Annotated in this window: 22 protein-coding genes; 18 read left to right on the top strand and 4 right to left on the bottom strand. The window is 51.0% G+C overall.

From position 1 onward, the window contains the following. Positions 1–15: 15 nt before the first annotated feature. From QOS01_RS07165 to QOS01_RS07130, 8 genes are all read left to right on the top strand, one after another. Positions 16–927 (top strand): metal ABC transporter solute-binding protein, Zn/Mn family, encoded by a 912-nt coding sequence (locus QOS01_RS07165; protein WP_283621731.1) that lies wholly within the window; start codon positions 16–18, stop codon positions 925–927. Next, on the top strand, positions 927–1,601 hold the full coding sequence (locus QOS01_RS07160; protein ID WP_283621730.1) for an ABC transporter ATP-binding protein: 675 nt from the start codon (positions 927–929) through the stop codon (positions 1,599–1,601). Before QOS01_RS07165 ends, QOS01_RS07160 begins: the two co-directional genes overlap by 1 nt. Then, positions 1,595–2,392 carry a metal ABC transporter permease gene (locus QOS01_RS07155; RefSeq protein ID WP_283621729.1) on the top strand — a complete coding sequence of 266 codons (798 nt, stop codon included), beginning with the start codon at positions 1,595–1,597 and terminating at the stop codon, positions 2,390–2,392. Before QOS01_RS07160 ends, QOS01_RS07155 begins: the two co-directional genes overlap by 7 nt. Before the next feature lie 134 nt (positions 2,393–2,526). Beyond that, on the top strand, positions 2,527–3,363 hold the full coding sequence (gene purR, locus QOS01_RS07150; protein ID WP_283621750.1) for a pur operon repressor: 837 nt from the start codon (positions 2,527–2,529) through the stop codon (positions 3,361–3,363). A 1-nt stretch (position 3,364) separates the two neighbouring features. After that, the gene (gene glmU, locus QOS01_RS07145; protein ID WP_283621728.1) at positions 3,365–4,732 is read left to right on the top strand and encodes a bifunctional UDP-N-acetylglucosamine diphosphorylase/glucosamine-1-phosphate N-acetyltransferase GlmU; all 1,368 of its coding nucleotides are present in this window, start codon (positions 3,365–3,367) and stop codon (positions 4,730–4,732) included. Between the two features lie 83 nt (positions 4,733–4,815). Beyond that, positions 4,816–5,796: a ribose-phosphate diphosphokinase gene (locus QOS01_RS07140; protein ID WP_047767929.1), complete on the top strand. Its 981-nt coding sequence runs from the start codon at positions 4,816–4,818 to the stop codon at positions 5,794–5,796. 131 nt (positions 5,797–5,927) lie between these two features. After that, complete coding sequence (locus QOS01_RS07135; RefSeq protein WP_283621727.1) at positions 5,928–6,638, top strand: hypothetical protein; 711 nt, start codon at positions 5,928–5,930, stop codon at positions 6,636–6,638. 78 nt (positions 6,639–6,716) lie between these two features. Then, positions 6,717–7,595 (top strand): linear amide C-N hydrolase, encoded by an 879-nt coding sequence (locus QOS01_RS07130; protein ID WP_283621726.1) that lies wholly within the window; start codon positions 6,717–6,719, stop codon positions 7,593–7,595. A 64-nt stretch (positions 7,596–7,659) separates the two neighbouring features. On the opposite strand, the gene QOS01_RS07125 is transcribed toward QOS01_RS07130, so the two are convergent. The 3 genes from QOS01_RS07125 to QOS01_RS07115 are packed head-to-tail and all read right to left on the bottom strand — an operon-like array spanning position 7,660 to position 10,723. Further along, complete coding sequence (locus tag QOS01_RS07125; protein ID WP_283621725.1) at positions 7,660–8,478, bottom strand: Cof-type HAD-IIB family hydrolase; 819 nt, start codon at positions 8,476–8,478, stop codon at positions 7,660–7,662. A gap of 57 nt (positions 8,479–8,535) precedes the next feature. Continuing rightward, positions 8,536–9,897: an HD domain-containing protein gene (locus QOS01_RS07120; protein ID WP_283621724.1), complete on the bottom strand. Its 1,362-nt coding sequence runs from the start codon at positions 9,895–9,897 to the stop codon at positions 8,536–8,538. A 1-nt stretch (position 9,898) separates the two neighbouring features. Continuing rightward, positions 9,899–10,723 (bottom strand): lipoate--protein ligase family protein, encoded by an 825-nt coding sequence (locus QOS01_RS07115; RefSeq protein WP_283621723.1) that lies wholly within the window; start codon positions 10,721–10,723, stop codon positions 9,899–9,901. A 173-nt stretch (positions 10,724–10,896) separates the two neighbouring features. On the opposite strand from QOS01_RS07115, the gene QOS01_RS07110 reads away from it, so the two are divergent. The 6 genes from QOS01_RS07110 to QOS01_RS07085 all read left to right on the top strand — a co-directional run bounded on the left by QOS01_RS07110 (position 10,897) and on the right by QOS01_RS07085 (position 16,296). Further along, on the top strand, positions 10,897–11,286 hold the full coding sequence (locus tag QOS01_RS07110; protein WP_283621749.1) for a DUF1934 domain-containing protein: 390 nt from the start codon (positions 10,897–10,899) through the stop codon (positions 11,284–11,286). Positions 11,287–11,331: 45 nt separating this feature from the next. After that, positions 11,332–11,889: a DNA-directed RNA polymerase subunit delta gene (rpoE, locus tag QOS01_RS07105; protein WP_283621722.1), complete on the top strand. Its 558-nt coding sequence runs from the start codon at positions 11,332–11,334 to the stop codon at positions 11,887–11,889. Positions 11,890–12,063: 174 nt separating this feature from the next. Beyond that, on the top strand, positions 12,064–13,668 hold the full coding sequence (locus QOS01_RS07100) for a CTP synthase (RefSeq protein WP_283621721.1): 1,605 nt from the start codon (positions 12,064–12,066) through the stop codon (positions 13,666–13,668). Between the two features lie 192 nt (positions 13,669–13,860). Beyond that, positions 13,861–15,138, top strand: a complete 1,278-nt coding sequence (locus tag QOS01_RS07095; protein WP_283621720.1) for a UDP-N-acetylglucosamine 1-carboxyvinyltransferase — start codon at positions 13,861–13,863, stop codon at positions 15,136–15,138. A gap of 93 nt (positions 15,139–15,231) precedes the next feature. Further along, positions 15,232–15,477 carry a type B 50S ribosomal protein L31 gene (locus QOS01_RS07090; protein ID WP_003714015.1) on the top strand — a complete coding sequence of 82 codons (246 nt, stop codon included), beginning with the start codon at positions 15,232–15,234 and terminating at the stop codon, positions 15,475–15,477. A 108-nt stretch (positions 15,478–15,585) separates the two neighbouring features. Next, positions 15,586–16,296, top strand: a complete 711-nt coding sequence (locus QOS01_RS07085) for a class A sortase (protein ID WP_283621719.1) — start codon at positions 15,586–15,588, stop codon at positions 16,294–16,296. Between the two features lie 54 nt (positions 16,297–16,350). On the opposite strand, the gene QOS01_RS07080 is transcribed toward QOS01_RS07085, so the two are convergent. Next, positions 16,351–16,812: a low molecular weight protein-tyrosine-phosphatase gene (locus tag QOS01_RS07080; protein ID WP_283621718.1), complete on the bottom strand. Its 462-nt coding sequence runs from the start codon at positions 16,810–16,812 to the stop codon at positions 16,351–16,353. Positions 16,813–16,946: 134 nt separating this feature from the next. Between QOS01_RS07080 and QOS01_RS07075 the strand changes: the two genes are divergently transcribed. The 4 genes from QOS01_RS07075 (at position 16,947) to QOS01_RS07060 (ending at position 21,514) form a co-directional block, all read left to right on the top strand. Beyond that, positions 16,947–17,507 (top strand): LemA family protein, encoded by a 561-nt coding sequence (locus tag QOS01_RS07075; protein ID WP_283621717.1) that lies wholly within the window; start codon positions 16,947–16,949, stop codon positions 17,505–17,507. A 10-nt stretch (positions 17,508–17,517) separates the two neighbouring features. Beyond that, positions 17,518–18,408, top strand: coding sequence for a zinc metalloprotease HtpX (gene htpX / locus QOS01_RS07070; protein ID WP_283621716.1), 891 nt, complete (start codon positions 17,518–17,520; stop codon positions 18,406–18,408). Between the two features lie 130 nt (positions 18,409–18,538). Then, a complete protein-coding gene (locus tag QOS01_RS07065) occupies positions 18,539–19,918 on the top strand; it encodes a UDP-N-acetylmuramoyl-tripeptide--D-alanyl-D-alanine ligase (RefSeq protein ID WP_283621715.1) in 1,380 nt (459 codons plus the stop codon). 72 nt (positions 19,919–19,990) lie between these two features. Further along, positions 19,991–21,514: a DEAD/DEAH box helicase gene (locus QOS01_RS07060; protein WP_283621714.1), complete on the top strand. Its 1,524-nt coding sequence runs from the start codon at positions 19,991–19,993 to the stop codon at positions 21,512–21,514. Positions 21,515–21,562 lie beyond the last annotated feature (48 nt).

Below are 21,562 nucleotides of genomic sequence, written 5' to 3'. Positions count from 1 at the left end.
GGAGAGAGCTACGCAATGAAGAAGTATTGGACCGGTGTTGGTGCGCTGGTGAGCGTTCTCGTGGTCATTTTAGTACTGTCCTGCCTGCCACTTAAGGAGGGCTACCGGGAACATAAGCCCGTCCGGGTTGTCACCAGCCTTAATTTTTACGGTGAGGTCGCCCAGCAAGTTGCCGGGAAGTATGGCCAGGTAACTTCAGTGATCAACAACGCCTCAATTGATCCCCATGATTACCAGCCCAGCACCCAGCAGTCACAGCTGATGGGGAAGGCCAACCTGGTAATTCAAAATGGCCTTGGCTATGACCACTGGCTGACCAAGATGACTCAAGCTAGCGGAAACCGAGACCTCCGTGTCATTGACGTTGGCCGCCAGGTTGCCGGCGAGCGGGCGGGGGCCAACGAGCACGTTTGGTACCAGCCAAACACGATGAAGAAGTTAGCAAAGAAACTTGCCAATCAGTATTCACGAATGGACCCTGGTCATTCCGGTTACTACCACCGCCAGGCCCGGAAGTACCTTAAGTCGTTACAACCCCTAGATAAGGAGATTGCGCGCGTCAAACAGGGGGTCGGCCAACAACGGGCAGTTGCCGTCAGCGAACCTGTTTTTGACTACGCCTTGAATAACCTAGGTTACCAGGTGGTTGATAACCACTTCGCGAAGGCAACCGAAGACGGTAATGATCCCTCGCCACAGGACGTCAAGGACCTTCAAGACGCCATCATTAACCACCGAATTGCCTTTTTTGTGGAGAACGCCCAGTCTGACGACCACGTGATTAATAATATGGTTCAGCTGGCCCACAAGTATGACGTCCCAGTCTTGAAAGTGACGGAATCAAAGCCCAATGGGAAGACCTACCAGCAGTGGATGATTGACCAATACCAAGAACTCGCCAAGATTCAGCAGAAGGAGGCACGATAATGGCAGTATTGTCAGTAGATGACTTAACAGTCGCTTATGGGGACCATACCGTCTTTAGTAACCTCAGTTTTACCATCAACAGTGGGGACTTCCTCGTCGTGGTTGGTGAAAACGGGGTGGGGAAAACAACCCTGGTAAAGGCCCTCTTAGGATTGATTAAACCTAAGGAGGGGACCATTAACATCCCCAAGGACACCCGCCTGGGCTACGTGCCCCAATTTCGGAACCTTGATGAGGAGTACCCCTTATCAATTCGCGACTTTGTGGCCTTAAACAGCCGCCAGTCACGTTGGCCATGGCTGACGAAGAAGGAACGGCACCGCCTGGACCGGATCATCAGGATCACGGACCTGACAAAAATTGCGGGCCGTCCCCTGGGCCTCGCCTCTGGTGGGGAAAAGCAGCGGGCCTACCTTGCTCAGGCCCTGCTTACCAACCCCCGCCTCCTGATTTTAGACGAGTCCACCGCTAGCCTGGATAACGAGATGAAGTACAGTTTGCTGGACCTGGTGGCCCGTTTTCAAGAAGACGGCCTCAGCGTGATGTTCATTACCCATGATTGGGACCTTGCCCAACGGTATGGTACCCGCTACCTCCACATGCAAGCGGACGGGTACACGACGGGGTCGATTAACGAACTTGCAGCGATTGTAAAGGGGGAAGAAGAATGCTAAGCCTTGCCTTTATGCGGCACGCCTTTGTCGCCAGTACCTTTATTGCAATCGTCAGTGGGGTGATTGGGGTGTTCGTGGTCGCCCGCCAACTATCCTTTCTGACCCACACCCTGTCGGAAATTGGCTTTGCCGGGGCCTCCTTTGCGGTCTTTGCCGGCTGGGCACCACTTAACGGAATGATCCTCTTTACCATGCTCAGTTCTGTTCTGGTGGGGCAGATGAGTATTAAAGAGTCCCGCAGAGAAGCGGTCATCAGTGCGGTATCGGGCCTGTTCATTGGTCTGGGGATCCTTTTCCTTTCCCTCAGCAGCCAGACGGCCAGTTCCGCGACCAGCATCCTCTTCGGGAGCGTGGTCGGAATCAGTGCCAGTGAAGTTCACCAACTGATTATCTTGTCGGCGGTAGTTTTGGCAATTACCGTCCTGATCTACCGCCAGCTGAAGTTCTCTTCCTTTGACGAGGTTGGGGCGCAGGTGAGTGGGGTCAACCAGACGGTTATTTCGGTCGTCTTTTTGCTCCTCCTGGCGTTGAGCGTCAGTGTGGCCGCCCAGATTGTTGGTTCGCTGTTGATCTTCATTCTGCTGACAATTCCTGCGGCCAGCGCCAAGTACTTCACCCACGGGGTAGCAAAGATGATGGGGCTGGCAATCCTTTTTTCCTTGCTGGGGACCTGGACCGGATTGCTGTTAGGTTACTTGACCAACTGGCCGGTCAGCTTCTTCATCGCCGTGATCGAGGTCGTTATCTACGTCATTGCCCTTTTATACCAGAACTTCATTGAAGCAAATTAGAATTAACCAGGCTCGCGTCAGCAAAAAACTTCGCCGACGCGGGCCTTTTTTGGAAATAATTCATAAAAGCCGAACATTTTATGGTAAAATTCATTATGAATTAATCCTTTTTAGAAAGGCGGACAATGACGATTATGAAAGTACGAAGAAGCAACCGGCTGGTCGATATGACCCGCTACTTACTGGAACACCCCCGAACATTAGTGTCACTTAAGTTCTTTAGTGAACGCTATGGTTCGGCAAAGTCCTCAATCAGTGAGGACCTGAGCATCATCAAGCATACCTTCCAGACCTGGGGAGAAGGACGCCTGAAGACCATCCCCGGTGCCAGTGGCGGTGCTGTGTTAGCGCCTTTTTACTCACAGGAGAATGCGGAAAAGGCCATCGCTAACCTGGTAAACGAGGTCAATGACGACTCCCGTTTCCTGCCCGGCGGCTACGTTTACCTTTCGGACCTGATTGGCCGGCCGGACATCCTGCACCAGGTGGGCCAGCTGATTGCAACCCAGTACATGGATAAGGACGTCGACGTAGTGATGACGGTGGAAACCAAGGGAATCCCGATTGTCCAGAGTGCGGCAATGTACATGAACAAGCCGTTCGTGATTGTCCGGAACAGTTCCCACATCACCGAGGGACCGACGGTGAGTGTTAACTACGTCTCCGGATCAGTCAAGCGGATTAAGAAGATGGAACTGTCCCGGCGGACCCTGTCGGCAGGGGCCAATGTCGTCGTTGTCGATGATTTTCTTAAGGGGGGCGGAACCCTGAACGGGATGGCATCCTTGATCAAGGAATTCGATGCCAACTTGGTGGGGATGACCGTCTTGGCCGAGAGTAGCAACAGCGACCACCGCCTGGTTGATGATTGCACGTCTCTGGTCACGGTTGATGCGGAAGATGGCGATCAAAAGACCATCACAGCACGTCCTGGTAATTTTATGGAAAATGTCTTCGGAAAGGAAAATTAGAATGGTAAAGAGAAATGCAGTTATTTTAGCAGCTGGTAAGGGAACCCGGATGCGTTCCAAGCTCCACAAGGTCTTACACCAAGTTTGTGGAAAGACAATGGTTAACCACGTTTTGACCCAACTGGAAAAGGCCCACATCGACACGATCGTTACGATTGTTGGTTTCGGGGCCGACACGGTTAAGGAAGAACTGGGTCACCGGACCCGGTACGCTTTGCAACGTCAGCAACTAGGAACCGGTCACGCGGTAATGCAAGCCCGGGACCTGCTTGCTAATGAAGATGGGGAAACAATCATCGTCAGTGGTGACACCCCCCTGTTTACTGCAGATACCTTTGAAAAGCTATTTAAGTATCACGAATCACGGCACGCCGCCGCAACAATTTTAACTTCAGTGGCTCCGGACCCTACTGGCTACGGTCGGATTGTCCGGGACAACGTTGGTATTGTTGAGCGGATCGTTGAACAAAAGGATGCTGATGTCCAAGAGCGGGCAATCAAGGAAATCAATACTGGGGTTTACTGCTTTGACAACAAGAAGCTCTTCAAAGCCCTGACCAAGATTACGAATGATAATGCCCAGGGTGAGTACTACCTGACCGATGTGATTGGCATTCTCAAGCAGGAAGGCGAAATCGTCACCGCCTACAAGATGGACAACTTTGAAGAGTCAATGGGGGTTAACGACCGGATCGCCTTGGCCAAGGCCAATAAGGTAATGCGGGCGCGGATCAACAAGCACTGGATGCAAGAAGGGGTCTCCATGGTTGACCCGGCAACCACGTACATCGATGCTGATATCCAGATCGGTAACGATACTGTCCTGGAAGGAAACGTTGTTATCAAGGGCCACACCGTGATTGGCAAGGACTGCTACATCTCTGCCGGCTCACGGATTGTGGATTCGACCATCCACGACGGGGTCAAGATTACCTCCTCAACGCTGGAAAGCGCCGAGATGCACAACGGCAGTGACATCGGCCCGAACAGCCACCTGCGTCCAGAAGCCGAGATTGGTGAAAACGTCCATATCGGTAACTTCTGTGAAGTCAAGAAGGCCTACATCGGTGCTGGTACCAAGGTTGGCCACCTGACCTACATTGGGAACGCCACGCTGGGTAAGAACATCAATGTCGGCTGTGGGGTTGTCTTTGTTAACTACGACGGGACCAACAAGCACCATACCAATGTTGGCGACCACGCCTTTATTGGTAGTAACAGTAACCTGGTTGCGCCAGTTAACATTGCCAAGGATTCCTTTATTGCGGCCGGTTCCACGATTACCGACAGCACGGAACAATACGACATGGCAATTGCCCGGTCACGGCAGACCAATAAGAAGGATTACGCCAAGAAGTTGCCGTGGTAATCTCACTTTTGCTTGCTTTTTAATTCTGGGGTCGATATCATAAGAAGTAGATAATTGACTCACTTAAACTTCCGGAGGATCTAATGACACAGTCTAATATTGATTCTAATTTCAAATTGTTTGCCTTAAACTCAAACCGGCCGCTGGCTGAAAAGATTGCTCAGCACCTGGGGATTGAGCTTGGTAAGTTATCTGTTGACCGTTTTAGTGATGGTGAAATTCAGATTAACATTGAAGAGAGTGTCCGGGGGGACAACGTTTACGTTCTTCAATCAACCTCTGCACCAGTTAACGACAACTTAATGGAACTCTTGATCATGGTTGACGCTTTACGGCGGGCCAGCGCCAAGACCATTAACGTTGTGATGCCGTACTACGGCTACGCACGGCAAGATCGGAAGGCACGGAGTCGGGAGCCAATCACTGCCAAGTTGGTTGCCAACATGTTACAAAATTCCGGTGTGGACCGGGTGATTGCTCTTGATCTGCACGCCGCCCAGATTCAAGGATTCTTTGATATCCCGGTTGACCACCTGATGGGGGCGCCACTATTGGCTGAATACTTCATCAATGAAGGGGTTGCCGATAACGCGGTTGTCATTTCTCCGGACCACGGTGGGGTGACCCGGGCGCGGGCATTGGCTGAATTCTTGAAGTCACCAATCGCCATCATTGATAAGCGGCGGCCACGGGCGAACGTTGCCCAGGTCATGAACATCATTGGGGATGTTAAGGGCAAGACTTGTATCATGATTGACGATATGATTGATACTGCCGGGACGATTACCCTTGGTGCCCAAGCCCTGATTGATGCGGGTGCAAAGGAAGTTTACGCTTCATGTACGCACGCGGTTCTTTCCGGTCCAGCCATCGAGCGTCTCTCAAAGTCCCCACTGAAGGAAGTTGTTGTGACGGACTCGATTAAGTTACCAGCGGAAAAGCAAATTGCGAAGATCAAGCAGGTTTCCGTGGCCCCACTGATTGCTGCGGCAATTAAGCGGATCAACGAAAACCGGCCAGTCAGTCCGCTATTCAAGCAGGTCTTTCAAAGTGCAAAGGCATAAGTAGTAAATAAAGAATCCCAGAAATTGGCAACGCCATTCTGGGATTTTTCTTTTCTTGATATTCGTGTAGATTTTGGAGAGAATTCCAATCCATGATATAATAAGGTGGGCAGTAGCGAAGGAGGATAAAAATGCAAAAAAAGCAACTATTTAACAAGGTGATTACTGGGACGGCTGCAGTGGCAATCGCACTGACGCTTGCTGCTTGTGGCAACCACGACTCAGCAACATCTAGTACTTCTTCGACAAGTTCATCTGTACGGTCCTCGGAGACCACGTCGGGCAGCGCATACCGTGCTGCCAACAAGTTAATCCGTAACGAGGACTACCAGGGCGCATATGACCGTTTGAACAATACCAACAATCGTTCAACACAGGCCGACAATCTTGCTACTGATTTGCAAAACTACATGAGTGCTCGCAAGGCATACCGGAATGGGGACTATGCTACTGCTTCTAATAATCTAAAGGAACAAAAGTCAACTAGTCCGGCAATGCGCGATGCATATTCCGAGTTGCAAGATAAGATTGATAGCGCTCAAAAGGGCAGCACCAGCACGAGTCAGAATGCCAATAGTGCGGCTACAACCAGCAGTGCTACCAAGAGTGCCGCTTCTTCATCGTCGACCGCTACTGCGAAGACGACTGATGATGTGGTGGTTGAATTTGCCAATAAGATGGGCTTTAGCGGCGAAAAGGGTTACCAAATTATTACCACTGGTAAGTCTGGTAACACCTACAAGTTTGAAGTTCGGCGGAACAACAGTGATAACACTGTTTCCAACATGGTCGGCTTCTACCAATACAACAGCGAAACTGGTGCCGTTACCAAGTTGAGCTAATTTACGGACGAATATTAAGGGAGTACGACGTTTGTCGGGCTCCCTTTTTTGCTGGATCAAAGAAAAGTGGGGAATAAAATGTGTACAGTAATTACGACAGGACGACTCTTTGGCCGGACAATGGATTTCCCGCCCCGAACACCATGGAAGCTAACCTACCTCCCAGTCGACTACCAGTGGCAACCGGCCATTGGGCACCGGGTTGTGATTAACCGCCACCGTATTCTGGGTGGGATGCGCTACTTTGATGGCCACTTTCTGATTGGTGACGGCATTAATGACGCTGGGCTGGTCTGTGCGGAGCTCTTCTTCCCCGTTGCCGCGGATTACCAGAAACGGGTGCGTCCCCAAACACTCGCCCTTACTCCCCAGGACTTCATTAACTGGGTCCTGGGCAGTCACGACTCGGTAGCCGCCGTTTTGGCAGAATTAGACCAGGTCTCAGTTGTAAGGCGACCGTGGTTTGATAAGCAACAGTACCCCTTCCACTGGTTACTAATGGACGGGAGCGGGACCTACGTAATTGAGCCCCTCAACGGTCGACTACGGGCCCGTCCTAATCCCGCCGCCGTGTTTACCAATACCCCTGACCTTGACCAGCAGGTTAGCCACTTAAATGCCATGTTGGGCTTAGCGGGCCACCAGTTTAGCCGGGCGACCATTCACCAGCTGCAGACTTATTTTCAACCTGGTCCCCAGGGTGGGAACTCCGTGGACCGTTTTAAGCGGGCTGCCCTTGCGCGGTGGCGGGGACGACCGAGTACCCCCCAGCAATTGCGTGACTTCCTGCAGGACGTCACGGTGCCCCATAACCAACGCCACGCCCACAGTTACACCCACTACCAGGCAATCATCGACCGTTATCGTGGCGAGTACACGTTCTATGACTTGGCAAGTGGTCGAAAGGTCCAGAAAAATCTGGCGTCGTTAATGGGTCCGGTCCCGAACCGTTTTTGAAAGGGAAAAGCCACTACCCGTTGGTATCATGCCAACGGGTAGTGGCTTTTAGTAGTTAGTGACTTTAAAAGACGTACTTTTCAATTGCTTGGGCGACCCCATCGTGGTTATTATCGCCGGTAACAACGTCCGCCACGGCGAGGGTCTTATCGACCGAGTTACCCATGGCCACCCCGAGCCCGGCAAATTCAAGCATCGAGTTATCGTTTTGGGCGTTCCCCAGTGCCATCACTTCATCAGCGGTAAGCCCCAGTTCACTGCTGAGCCGGTCCAGGGCCTTGCCCTTGCTGGCTTCCTTATGCATAAATTCAAGGTAGAAGTCTTCACTCCGCACAATTGAGAAGCGGTTGGCAAGTTCTTCAGGAAGGTCCTTAACAGCTTGGTCAATTTTTTCCTTATCGTCCACCATCATCGCCTTGGCAATCGTGTACTGGTCCTGAATGCGGGCCATTTCATCGAGGGAACGGTAACGAACCAGCATGCTGACCAGCTCAGATTCGTAGATGGTGTAGTAGCTAAGGTTTTGGTTGGTAGTGTAGATGTAATCCCGCGTTTCAATTTGGGAGTGGACCCCTTCTTTGAGGCAGTAATTGACCCAGTCTGCATAGTCGTTGAAGGAAATGCTGTAGTCAACCATGACGTTGCCACTGGTGGTTTGCGCCATGGCCCCGTTAAAACTGACGACGTACTCATCCTCGCGGTTAGCTAGGCCCAACTGGTCAAGGTAGGCCCGCACCCCGGTCATTGGCCGCCCAGTGCAGAGGACAATCTTGATTCCCTGCTGACTGGCCTTTTTGATTGCGGCGACGGTCTTAGGGGTAATCTGGCGATTGTCGTTAATCAGCGTGCCGTCAATATCAATTGCTACCATTTTAATTGCCATTATTAATTTCTCCTTTTCAGTCTTAAATGCCGTTAATCACCAAAAAGCTGGCCCGGACTACTTTTCTGGGTCAACAATGTGGTTATTTTTAATGTAACTCTGGAATTTCTCGTAAATTGGTTCGAAGATCTCGATATCCTGGTGTTTCTCCAGCATCTCTTTCGGGAAGAAGAAACGCTGGTCACCGGCTTCCCGCCCGGAGACGCTCGCTACCAGGGTGCTGACCTGGGACAGCTCGACAAAGTCTCCGTTAGGCTGGAGCAGTTCGATTTGGGTCTGGGGCTTGGAGGCTTTCGGGTTATAGGTGTCGTAGGGAAGCTTGAAACTGTCGTTGACGGCCGTGTAGTAGCGGCTATCGAAGCCCGCCGTTTGGATCAGGTCGCGCAACTGTGGTAAAAACTTTGCCGAATCCTGGTCGTAGATAGCGGACTTGAACGGTCGGCGACTCAGAAAACGGTTCGCCAGGTCGCTTAAGATGTCATCGCGCGAGTGGGTCCAGTGGTTGAAGTAGGTCGTCAGGACTCCGTCGTCGAGGGCGAGGTAGTCATCAAGGGTGAACCGGTGGTTGAAGAAGGGCATCAGCATGTGTGGGGTAAATTCCGGCTCAAAATCGCTGGGGTGCTCGTAGATGTACTTTGCCCGCATTAAGAGGTGGTCTAAGATGACTTCCATTGCCCGGGAGACCGGGTGGAAGTAGACCTGTAAGTACATTTGTAAGCGGCTGATGATGTAATCTTCCACCGCGTGCATCCCCGAGATCTCAAAGGCAATCCCGTTCTTGACGGGGCGCATAACGTGGAGGACCCGGTCAAGGTCAAACTTACCGTAGTTGGTCCCGGTGTAGTAAGAGTCCCGCTGGAGGTAGTCCATCCGGTCAGCGTCGACCTGACTGGAAATCATCTGAACAACCTGCTGGTTATGGTAGCTGTGGTCAATCACACTGGCTACCTGGTGGGGAAAGTCAGGCGAAACCCGGCGCAGAATCTTGTTAATGTTGGTTTCCGGACTGGTGATGAGCTGGCGGGTGATCTGCTCGTGGTTGGTGGCAAAGATGTGCTCGAAGGTGTGGGAATACGGACCGTGGCCAAGGTCGTGCAGGAGGGCAGCACACAATGCGACCGGTCGTTCGCCATCGTCCCACAGGCCGTCGCCAGGCACTTGCTGGGGGTAGTTGCGCTGAAAGTAGTTACACATTTCCCGGGTAATTTCATAAACGCCGAGACAGTGGCCAAAGCGGGAGTGCTCAGCACCGTGAAAGGTGAACGATGAGGTGCCGAGTTGCTTGATCCGGCGGAGGCGCTGGAACTCCGGGGTGTTGATCAGGTCAAGGATAATTTGGTTGTCAACAATGATTTGCCCGTGGATGGGGTCCCGAAAGACCTTCTCACGCGGGAGCTTTTCCCGATAAAATGCTTGCACACTAATTCTCCTTTGAAAGTCGCTGTTGAAGCTTACCGATGGCAATCCGTTCATCATTTAAGGACTTGATAAAGTTGGCCTGCCACATCAGCTGGTCAAACTTGGCTTGCTGGTGGTGGGGAAAGACGTTACGCAGGCGTTGCTTGGCATCGGCCACCGTAACCTCATGACCAAGCAGGCTACTGATGGTCGTCATTGACGTTGGCCAAACATCAGGGAAGTGCCACTTATTTTCTTCATCACCGAGGCCAGCATCGTAGAAGTCGCGAACTAGTTCCCCGCGGGTCATCTGGGGACCATTGATCCCGAGGTAAAGCATTACGACAACACCGTCCATGTTGCGCCGTTGGGAGATACCACCGATTTTTTGCCCGTTGACGTGGACATCAAAGGTCCCCGGACAGTATGAGTGGGTGACTTCCCCGGTTTCAATTTGTAATTCAGGGAAGGCGGCCTTGATGACGGTGATCATTCTTTCGTAGGCCTCATCAATCGTCAGTTGGCGCTTTTCCAGGTGCCACGGGAAGAAGAGGGAGAAGTTCAGGATGCCATCGTCACTAATGACGGCGAGACCACCGGAGTTACGGAGAAAGTAGTGGTAGCCGTGCCGTTCGCACACCTTTAGGGCCTGGTCAAGGTGCGGAAGGCGCTGGTCCTTGAGCCCCAGGATGACGGTCTTCTCCAGGGTCCAGAAGTGGAGCAGGGGGGTGGCCATTTCCTTGCTCGACTGGAGGAGGGCGTTAGTATAGATAAAGGATGTGGTGTTATTTTGTGGAACCAGTGGCTGGTCAAATTCAGCAACTGGTTGCTTGATAAAGTCATTCATGATTAACAATCTTCTTTTCTTATTCTTTATACAATTTATTATACAAGAAACCGGCAGAAATTAATGGCTTTTGGTCACCTTTTCGGCCGATTTCAAGTATAATTGGGAGGAAAATTACGAATAGAGAAAGGGCGCGATGGATTATCAAAAAAATTACGCCGGTACAAGTTAAGCTGACAACGACAATTCGCCAGGATGGTCAGCAGGAAAACTTCACCTTTAGTGAGGACGGCAACTTTGTTGAACTAAACGGAAAGTACTATTTACGCTACGTTGAGCACCAAAATGGGCAGGCCACTCCGGTCCAGTTTCGCTTAGACGACCAGGTCCACCTTCACCGTGAAGGCGCGATGCGGACCCAGCTTGAATTTGACCAGGAGAAGGAGACGGTTACCCGCTACCGGACTGAGTACGGGGTGATCCGCCTGGGAGTCGTTACCAAGCGGCTGGAAAAGGACTTGGACCTGGATGTTCCCATGGGGCACCTCAACGTGGACTATGTTCTAAAGACTGGGGACCAGGAAGTGGGAAATTACCAACTTCAATTGCAATTTAAGGCCTAATATTGTAAGATGTAATTTAGACTTTTTGAAGGGATGTGCACCAATTTGGAATTAAAGGTTTTTGACGGCCAAGACAAATCAGAACTTTCAATGGTTGAGGTGGCGCACGCTATCTTAGCTCACCATGGAGAAGCGATGGCGTTTGTTGACCTGACCAATGAAATTCAACAATACCTGGGCAAGAGCGATGAGGAAATCCGTGAACGGCTCGCCCAGTTCTACACTGATTTGAACATCGACGGCAGTTTTATTTCCCTTGGTGACAATACCTGGGGCCTGCGGGCATGGTACCCATTCGAATCCATCGACGAAGCCACGGTTGGTGAAAGCGACGAGGACGAAGAAGACCGGCCAAAGAAGAAGCGTCGTAAGGTTAACGCCTTCTTGGCAGACTCCAACGACGACGATGACGTCATCGACTACGACAATGATGATCCAGAAGATGAAGACCTGGATGACAATGACGATGACGACAATAATGATGACGATTACGATGAAGAAAATGACGACTTCAACGACGATGATAACGATCTAGACGACAACATCGAAGACCAGCTGTCTGAACTGCACGACGAAGACGATGACGACGATGATGACGAATAAATCTTAAGCGTCTCTCTTGACTATTTTACGGTGACCCTGTATTATCTTTCTTGGGCGCCTGTAAAAGTCAGGCTATGAAGTTCGTAAATAAGTAAGCTCCCTGTTTCAACAGAAATAGGGAGCTTTTCTGTATTTATAACCGCCTACAATTAAAACAAAGGAGTAGTAAAAGCAATGACGAAATACATTTTTGTAACTGGTGGGGTTGTTTCATCCTTAGGAAAGGGGATTGTCGCTGCTTCATTGGGTCGCCTATTGAAGAACCGGGGCCTAAAGGTGGCAATTCAGAAGTTTGACCCGTACATTAACGTGGATCCCGGAACAATGAGCCCATACCAACACGGTGAAGTGTTCGTTACTGATGATGGTACCGAAACCGACCTGGACCTCGGTCACTACGAACGGTTTATTGATAATGACCTGAACAAGTACTCAAACGTCACTACTGGTAAAATCTACTCCGAAGTGTTGCGCAAGGAACGGCGTGGTGACTACTTAGGACGGACGGTCCAAGTTATCCCCCACATTACCAACGCAATCAAGGACAAGATCAAGCGGGCCGGTGAAAGTAAGGACGCGGAAGTCGTCATTACGGAAATCGGGGGGACCGTTGGGGACATCGAATCCCAGCCATTCATGGAAGCCATCCGGCAGATGCGTGAAGAAGTGGGTTCCGAGAACGTCTTATACATTCACACCACGCTGGTTCCGTACCTGCGGGCTGCTGGTGAAATGAAGACCAAGCCAACACAGCACAGTGTTCGGGAACTCCGCGGCCTGGGAATTCAGCCGAACATCCTGGTTGTCCGGACGGAAAAGCCAATCACCGACGAGATGCGGCAGAAGATCGCCCTCTTCTGTGATGTTGACCCCAAGGCGGTAATTGAATCATTAGATGTCAACACCCTATATGAGATTCCGTTGAACCTACAAAAGCAGGGGATGGACCAGTTGGTTGTTGACCACTTCAACATCGACGCACCGGTTGCCGACATGCGGGAATGGACCAACATGGTCAACCACATTGAAAATGAACTGACCAAGACGGTTAAGATTGCCATGGTCGGGAAGTACACTGACCTGCAAGATGCTTACATTTCCGTTAACGAGGCTCTCCGCCATGCCGGGTACCCGGTTAACGCCAAGGTCAAGATTGACCACTTTAATGCGGAAAACATTACTCCTGATAATGTTGCTGACACCCTGAAGGGCTACGATGGGATCCTGGTACCCGGTGGTTTTGGAAGCCGGGGGATTGAAGGAATGATCACCGCGATTAAGTATGCCCGGGAAAACGATGTGCCGTACTTGGGGATCTGCTTGGGGATGCAGACCGCCTGCATTGAATTTGCCCGTGACGTTCTTGGTTACAAGGATGCTAACTCGACCGAATTTGATCCGAACACGGAGCATAACATTATTGACCTGATGGCAGACCAGGAAGATGTTGAAAACATGGGTGGAACCCAACGGCTGGGCGCTTACCCATGCAAGCTGAAGCCAGGAACGGTTGCCGCCGCGGCTTACGACAATAAATCCATGATTAGTGAACGGCACCGTCACCGTTACGAATTCAATAACGCCTACCGGCAAGAGATGGAAGACCACGGTCTGGTTGTTTCGGGAATCAACCCGGACCGGAACCTGGTTGAAGTAGTGGAACTACCAAAGAAGAAGTTCTTCGTTGCTGCCCAGTACCACCCAGAATTCTTGTCACGGCCAAACCGGCCAGAGGGACTGTTTGCTGCCTTTATTAAAGCGGCCGCCAGTGAAAAGTAAGCTTAAAAGATGATTTTAAAAGGGAGCGGGGGATAAAGGAGCCCGCTCCCTTTTAATTTCCTTAAGATTACCCGGAAAAGGTTGTAATTTAATAAACAATTAATTATCATTACTATTGATTGTTTAATAGCAATACTTAACAAGATAAAAACGATTATAAAACTAACTATTTTTAAGTGAGGAAACACGGAAATGAAAAGAATGATCATTCAAGGAGGAAACCGACTGTCGGGCGAAGTTACGATCGGTGGTGCGAAAAACAGTACCGTTGCGTTGATCCCGGCTGCCATTTTAGCGGATACGCCAGTACAATTCGACACGGTTCCGGATATCTTGGATGTTCACAATCTGATGATCATTTTAAAGTCAATGAACGTCAAATCAGAGTTTAGCCACGGCGTTCTCGACATTGACCCAACCCAAATCATCGAAGCTGAACTTCCAAGCAAGGCCATTAAGAGTCTCCGGGCTTCATACTACTTTATGGGCGCACTGTTAGGTCGTTTTCACCGTGCAACTTTAACCTTCCCCGGTGGTGACAACATTGGGCCGCGGCCAATCGACCAGCACTTAAAGGCCTTTAAAGCGCTGGGGGCAACCGTCAGCGAAAATAACGGGACGGTCCACCTCGAAGCTAAGGACGGTCTGCACGGGGCCCGTATCTTCATGGATATGGTTTCCGTGGGGGCCACAATCAATGCAATCCTGGCAGCGGTTCGCGCTGAAGGGACGACGGTGATTGAAAACGCCGCCCGCGAACCCGAAATCATTGACTTGGCAACCTTTTTAAATAACATGGGTGCCAAGATTCGGGGTGTTGGAACGGACACCATCCGGATTACGGGGGTTAACACCTTGCAATCGATGAACACCCACACGATCATTGCTGACCGGATTGAAACGGGAACCTATCTGGCCCTGGCAGCTGCCCTTGGTGACGGGGTAATGATTCACAATGTTATTCCAGAGCACCTAGAATCATTCACCAGTAAGATGATTGAGATGGGGGTCAACCTCCAAATCGATAGCGACAAAATTTATGTCCCGAAGACAACTAAGCTCAAGGCGGTTCACGTTAAAACCATGCCTTTCCCGGGCTTTGCAACTGACTTACAGCAACCGTTGACGCCATTGATGTCCTTGGCAGAGGGTGACAGCGTAATTGTCGACACCATCTACCCAAAGCGAGTTAAGCACGTCCCCGAACTGCAAAAGATGGGGATGCGAATTGAGGCCCATGATGGGACCATCGTGATCAAGCATACCGACCACCTACACGGGGCTAACGTTACCGCTGGCGAGATTCGGGCCGGCGCCGCTTTGACAATCGCGGGACTAATGGCCGACGGGACAACGGTAATTAATAACGCCGGCAACATCCTACGCGGCTACGACCGGATTGTGTGGAAGCTTAACCGCCTCCATGCAAACGTTGCGATTGAAGACGATTCATCAGTAAAAATTAGCTAAAATGTTGCGTTGATAATTAATTCATGTTATCCTGTTAGGGTTGATTATCTATGTTTCAGGCAATGATTCATGGCAAAAGGAGCGTATTAAATTATGAAACAAGGAATTCATCCAGATTACCACCCAGTAGTATTTGAAGATTCTTCTACTGGTTACAAGTTCATCTCTGGTTCAACTGCCACTTCAAAGGAAACCATCAAGTGGGAAGACGGTAACGAATACCCATTAATCCGGGTTGAAGTTACTTCTGATTCACACCCATTCTACACTGGTAAGCAAAAGTTTACCCAAGCCGATGGTGCGGTGGACAAGTTCAACAAGAAGTACGGCCTCAAGTAAGACCAGTACAATTGCAAAAGACTGGAAAAAGCGATTGCTTTTTCCAGTCTTTTTTTGCTTTTCTGTGGTAAACTGAGACAATGATTACCGAAAGAAGGAGTGAGAACGGTGAATAATAAGAAGCACCGGTCACGGGAATGGCTACGGTGGACCGCGGTTGTTATCTTACTAGTAATATCAGCCTGCCTGATCTTCAACCAACAGATCAAGGAGCACTTTGTAAGCAGCTACCGCCCCAACATCACGCGCCAGACAATCCAACAAAACAGTAAAAAGAAGGCCACCTATAATTATGCTGACGTTCAGGATCTGAACTTCCAGACGGTCGCCAAGGCCCGGGCAAAAAAGCAGCCCATCAACATCATTGGAGAAATCACAATGCCATCAGCGGGAATGACGATTCCCATTGCGAGCGGAACAAACAACACAACGTTAGCCCTGGCGGCGGGGACGATGCGTCCTGACATGAAGATGGGGAAGGGTAACTATGCGTTAGCTGGTCATAATATGGCCAACGGCAGTAAGATTCTTTTCTCCCCCCTTTACTACCATGCCAAGGTAGGTCAGATGGTTTACATCACTGATTTAAAGCGGGTATATGAATACAAGCTCTACCAGCGGAAGTTCATTGACCCCCACCAGGTTGAGGTGGTTAACGACACCCAGCAGCCGATTATCACGCTGATCACTTGCAATGCCAACGGTGAACGGCGGTTGATGTTGCGGGGACACTTTGTTAAGTCAGAGCCCTTCAAGCAGGCGCCTCAAAACGTCCAGAAGAACTTTAGTACAAAGTATACAACGGGTCGTAACTCCTAAGGGAAAAGCAGGTCCCGATGTCCGGAATGACCGGATGTTGGGGCCTGCTTTTTATTAAAGCTCTTTTTCAATTTTAGCCAGCCACAGGGGGAGGGTCCGGGCTAAACTCTGGTAGGTGTCCTCAAAGCGGCGGGTGTACCAGGGGTCAGGAATCTCTTCCGTCTCGTGCCCGGGGACAACCTCGTTTGCCAGGTGGATTTTGCTGATGTCATCAACCGGTGCCTGGCGTTTAAGGTTGTACATGTTCATGTTATCCATGCAGATGATGTAGTCGGCCCAGTCAAAGTCTTTGGCGGTGATTGGCCGGGAAACGAGGCCGGCGGTTGGCAGGCCGTGCTTACGCATGGTCTTAAGGGCGCCGGGGTGGGGACCATTGCCTTCCTCTTCGCTGCTGGTTCCCGCTGAGTCCACCTTGATCCGGTCACTTTCACCTGCCGAATCGACCAGCTTGGTGAACATGCTTTCTGCCATTGGTGACCGGCAGATGTTGCCCAGACAAACAAATAATACGTTCATAGTTAACACCTCTCATCGTTCTTAGTTTAAGCATACACGAACTTCTAAGTATTTGCTAAAGGTCTGGCTGATTAATTCCCGTTAGTTGTCAAGTCTGTTAAAATACAGGCAGATAAAATAAAGGAGGAATGACAATGACGATATTAATTGTCATCCTGGTCCTCGTAATTTTGATTGGGATCTACGTTGTCTTATATAACGGCCTAGTCCAGTTACGGGTCCACGCGCAAGAATCATGGAGCCAGATTGACGTCCAGCTTCAGCGGCGGAACGACCTGATCCCTAATCTGGTCTCGACGGTCAAGGGTTACAGCAAGTATGAAGCATCAACCCTGGAGAAGGTCACTCAGTTGCGGACGGCATTAAACAACGTTCCTGACGATGATCATGCCCAGAAGATGGCGGTTTCTAACGAGCTGACGGGAACATTGAGAACCCTGTTTGCGGTATCTGAAAATTACCCTGATCTGAAAGCTAGCACGGAATACCAGCAACTGATGGAAGAACTGAGTAACACGGAAAACAAGATTGCTTACTCACGGCAACTGTACAACAGTACGGTAGCGGCCTTGGATGCCAAGATTCAGACCTTCCCTAGCAACCTGGTTGCCAAGCTTCACCACTTTACCCAGATGGAATACCTGCAAGTGCCTGATGATGCCAAGCAGACGCCAAAGGTTTCGTTTGATGATTAGGGTGAGTTGAATGTTGTACCAGCAGATTGCACGTAATAAGCGTAAAACAATTGTTGTCATGTTCGGCTTCTTCATCCTCGTGGCCCTAATTGGGGCGGCCGTGGGATACCTCTTTGCCGGCTCGACGGTTGGTGGAATCGTGATTGCGGCCGTAATTGCCCTCATTTATATGGTGGTAATCATCGGTCAGTCAACGGATGTTGTTATGAACATGAATAACGCCCGGGAAATCCATTCCGCCCAGGAGGCCCCCGCTTTGTGGCACGTTGTCGAGGACATGGCGATGGTTGCCCAGGTTCCAATGCCACGGGTGTTCATCATTGACGACCCGAGTCCGAACGCCTTTGCGACGGGGAATAACCCCGAGCACGCAGCGGTGGCCGCCACCAGTGGCCTCTTGGCAATGATGAACCGGGAAGAACTAGAAGGGGTGATGGGGCACGAAATGAGTCACGTCCGCAATTACGATATTCGCCTGCAGACGATTGCCTTAGCCCTCTCGGCGGCAATTTCTGCCCTGGTTAACTTTGCCGGGAACTTCTGGTGGTTCGGTGGCAGTCGTGATGATGATGACGATGGGGTAAACGTCTTTGCCATTATTGGCTCGATTCTGCTAATCGTCCTGGCCCCACTGGCGGCGACGATTGCCCAGATGGCCCTTTCAAGGAACCGGGAATACCTTGCCGATGCCGGCTCCGTCGAACTAACGCGGAACCCCCACGGGATGATCAGTGCCCTGGAAAAGTTGAAGGGGGCCCAGCCGATGAAGAACGTTAACCCCAGCAGCAGTGCCCTGTACATTAGTGATCCGGAGTTGAATCGTAAACACCGGTGGTATGAGAACCTTTTTGATACCCACCCGCCGCTAGATGCGCGGATCAAACGCCTAAAAGAAATGTGATTGAAAAGCGGAATGACTGCCGATCGGATGGTGCAGCCACCGCTTTCTTCTTTTTTAAATCGTATTAACGGGGCGAGGGTGGTATAATTAAAAAGCTAGACCAAAGTATCAAAAGAAGAGGTAGCTTTCAATGAAGATGAAGTTAGCGGAGATTGCTGGTGCAATCAATGCGCAAAATGATATTAGTAAATGGCAAGATGTTGAAGTAACGAGTGTTTCCTTTGACAGTCGGCACCTGGAAAGCGGCGCGTTGTTTATCCCCCTTCAGGGTGCGCATGATGGTCACCAATACGTGGAAACGGCCTTCACGAACGGGGCCGCCGCTTCCCTGTGGGCCAGTGACCACGAAGTCGTTGATCACGACCACCCACTGCTGGTCGTTACCGACCCCCTCAAGGCCCTTCAGCAACTTGGTAAGTACTACCTGCGTAAGATTAATCCAATGGTAGTGGCCGTTACCGGTAGTAACGGGAAGACGACGACCAAGGATATGATTGCCTCAATCCTCAGTACCCAGCTGAACGTTACCAAGACCTACGCCAACTTTAACAATGAAATTGGTGTGCCAATTACCCTCTTGAATATGGAAGCCAATACCGAAGTGGTCGTTGTTGAAATGGGGATGGACCGGTTTGGCCAGTTAGACTTCTTGAGTAAGCTGGTAAGCCCGGATATCGCCGTCATCACGATGATTGGGGAGGCCCACATTGAATTCTTTGGTACCCGTGACCGGATTGCCGATGCCAAGATGGAAATTGTCAACGGCTTAAAGGAGGACGGGACCCTCGTCTTTAATGGTGATGAGCCCCTCCTCAACGAGCGGGTCAAGAAGATCACCCAGCAGACAGTGCGCTTTGGTCGGCAGCTTAGTGATGACTTCTACGCAACCAGCGTGACGGACAAGGGCCGTTCAATTGACTTCACGGTTAACGAGTGGCCAGACGAGCAGTTTACCATTCCGATGGTCGGTGAATACAACGTCAACAACGCTCTGGCGGCGATTGCCATTGGTAAGCAGCTCCACATCACTCCTAAGCACATGAAGGCTGCCCTTGCCAATGTCGAATTGACAGAAAACCGGGCCGAATGGTTCAAGAGTACCCAGGGAGCCCAAATCCTGAGTGATGTTTACAATTCAAACCCAACAGCGGCAAAGCAAGTCTTAAATACAATTTCAGCAATGCCAGTTAATGGTCGGCGGATTGCCGTCCTTGGGGACATGCTGGAACTCGGGGATGCGGCACCACGGCTGCACGCTAGCCTTGCCGAACAGATTGACCCAGCAAAGGTTCAGGAAGTGTACCTGGTCGGGTCAGAGATGGCCGCCCTGCGGGATAAGTTACTTGAAGAGGGTTACCCAAAGGAAGCCATCCACTATTACCAAGCGGACCAGCTGGACCAGCTAACCGCGGATTTAAAAGCTGATTTGACGGACCAGGATATGGTCCTGTTAAAGGCGAGCCACGGCATTCATCTTGAAAATGTCCTGGCAGCAATTAAAGAACAATAATTTTGGCACCAGCCGGCATTCGGTGATCAAGTACTTCACCGGCCGACTGGTTGCTTTTTAGGAGGAAATTTTTTGAAGTTTAGCGAATTAGGTTTGTCAAAGAGCCTATTGAAGGCCATTAAGCGGAGTGGGTACGAAGAAGCAACGCCCATTCAAGAACAGACGATTCCAATGGTTTTAAAGGGGCAGGACGTTATTGGCCAAGCCCAAACTGGGACCGGGAAGACGGCCGCTTTCGGTTTACCGATTATCGAACACGTTGATACCGATAACCCTAACATCCAGGCGATTATCATTTCGCCAACTCGGGAACTGGCAATTCAGACCCAGGAAGAATTGTATCGGTTGGGGAAGGATAAGCATGCCCGGGTACAAGTCGTTTACGGGGGCGCCGACATCCGGCGGCAGATCAAGAACCTGAAGCACCATCCCCAAATCCTTGTTGGGACCCCAGGACGGCTGCGGGACCACCTCAACCGTCACACCGTCAAGTTAGACCACATTCAGACCCTGGTCCTGGATGAGGCCGATGAGATGCTGAACATGGGCTTTCTTGAAGATATCGAGGCGATCATCAACCAGACTCCCGCCGACCGGCAAACGCTCCTGTTCTCCGCAACGATGCCGCCGGAAATCAAGAAAATCGGCGAGCAGTTCATGACAAACCCGGAGACGGTCCGTATCAAGGCCAAGGAATTAACCACCGACTTGGTCGACCAGTACTACGTGCGGGCTCGTGACTACGAGAAGTTCGACATCATGACCCGGTTGATTGATGTCCAGGACCCGGACTTAACAATTGTCTTTGGGCGGACTAAACGACGGGTTGATGAGCTATCCCGCGGCTTGATTGCGCGGGGATACAATGCGGCCGGCATTCATGGTGATCTGACCCAGGACCGGCGGACCAAGATCATGAAGCGGTTCAAGAATGGGGACCTTGATATTCTGGTGGCCACAGACGTTGCGGCCCGGGGCCTTGATATCTCAGGGGTAACCCACGTTTACAACTACGATATCCCGTCGGACCCCGACTCTTACGTGCACCGGATTGGCCGGACGGGCCGTGCCGGCCACCACGGAACGTCGTTGACCTTTGTCACGCCTAACGAGATGGAGTACCTGCACGAAATCGAAAAGCTTACCCGGGTCCGGATGCTGCCCCTTAAGCCACCATCGGCTGAGGAAGCCTTCCGGGGACAGGTGGCCAGTGCCTTTAACGACATTGACCAGTTGATTGCCCAGGACTCAACAGACCGCTACAAGGAGGCTGCGGCGGAGCTTCTGGAGACTCACAACGCAACGGACCTGGTTGCCGCCCTGCTGAACGATATGACGAAGGAAGCCGCCAGCGAAGTACCGGTCAAGATTACACCGGAGCGGCCGCTTCCTCGGCGCCACCGCGGTAAGCGTAATGACTACCATGGTGGCAACCACTACCGTCACCACAATGGTAACCGCCGTCATAATGGGGGAAATTACCGCTCTCACGGTCGTCGTCACGATAACCACGGGCGGAGTCATTCCAGTCGCCATTCCTTCAATATCCGGCACCGGAAGGATAAGGGTAAGCACACCATAACGACACGTCTATAAATTGTCAGCAGGACCTCCTATACTGAAATCATCAGTAAGGAGGTCTTC

The sequence above is a fragment of the Limosilactobacillus avium genome (genome assembly GCF_947381485.1).
In the GTDB taxonomy this organism is placed as follows: domain Bacteria; phylum Bacillota; class Bacilli; order Lactobacillales; family Lactobacillaceae; genus Limosilactobacillus; species Limosilactobacillus avium.
The sequence above is the reverse complement of the archived record's forward strand: the minus strand, read 5'-3'. Positions and strand labels throughout refer to the sequence as shown.

Coding starts and splice junctions, on each gene's coding strand:
- QOS01_RS07165 (WP_283621731.1), top strand. CDS start 16: ATGAAGAAGTATTGGACCGGTGTTGGTGCGCTGGTGAGCGTTCTCGTG.
- QOS01_RS07160 (WP_283621730.1), top strand. CDS start 927: ATGGCAGTATTGTCAGTAGATGACTTAACAGTCGCTTATGGGGACCAT.
- QOS01_RS07155 (WP_283621729.1), top strand. CDS start 1,595: ATGCTAAGCCTTGCCTTTATGCGGCACGCCTTTGTCGCCAGTACCTTT.
- purR (WP_283621750.1), top strand. CDS start 2,527: ATGAAAGTACGAAGAAGCAACCGGCTGGTCGATATGACCCGCTACTTA.
- glmU (WP_283621728.1), top strand. CDS start 3,365: ATGGTAAAGAGAAATGCAGTTATTTTAGCAGCTGGTAAGGGAACCCGG.
- QOS01_RS07140 (WP_047767929.1), top strand. CDS start 4,816: ATGACACAGTCTAATATTGATTCTAATTTCAAATTGTTTGCCTTAAAC.
- QOS01_RS07135 (WP_283621727.1), top strand. CDS start 5,928: ATGCAAAAAAAGCAACTATTTAACAAGGTGATTACTGGGACGGCTGCA.
- QOS01_RS07130 (WP_283621726.1), top strand. CDS start 6,717: ATGTGTACAGTAATTACGACAGGACGACTCTTTGGCCGGACAATGGAT.
- QOS01_RS07125 (WP_283621725.1), bottom strand. CDS start 8,478: ATGGCAATTAAAATGGTAGCAATTGATATTGACGGCACGCTGATTAAC.
- QOS01_RS07115 (WP_283621723.1), bottom strand. CDS start 10,723: ATGAATGACTTTATCAAGCAACCAGTTGCTGAATTTGACCAGCCACTG.
- QOS01_RS07100 (WP_283621721.1), top strand. CDS start 12,064: ATGACGAAATACATTTTTGTAACTGGTGGGGTTGTTTCATCCTTAGGA.
- QOS01_RS07095 (WP_283621720.1), top strand. CDS start 13,861: ATGAAAAGAATGATCATTCAAGGAGGAAACCGACTGTCGGGCGAAGTT.
- QOS01_RS07090 (WP_003714015.1), top strand. CDS start 15,232: ATGAAACAAGGAATTCATCCAGATTACCACCCAGTAGTATTTGAAGAT.
- QOS01_RS07080 (WP_283621718.1), bottom strand. CDS start 16,812: ATGAACGTATTATTTGTTTGTCTGGGCAACATCTGCCGGTCACCAATG.
- QOS01_RS07075 (WP_283621717.1), top strand. CDS start 16,947: ATGACGATATTAATTGTCATCCTGGTCCTCGTAATTTTGATTGGGATC.
- htpX (WP_283621716.1), top strand. CDS start 17,518: ATGTTGTACCAGCAGATTGCACGTAATAAGCGTAAAACAATTGTTGTC.
- QOS01_RS07065 (WP_283621715.1), top strand. CDS start 18,539: ATGAAGATGAAGTTAGCGGAGATTGCTGGTGCAATCAATGCGCAAAAT.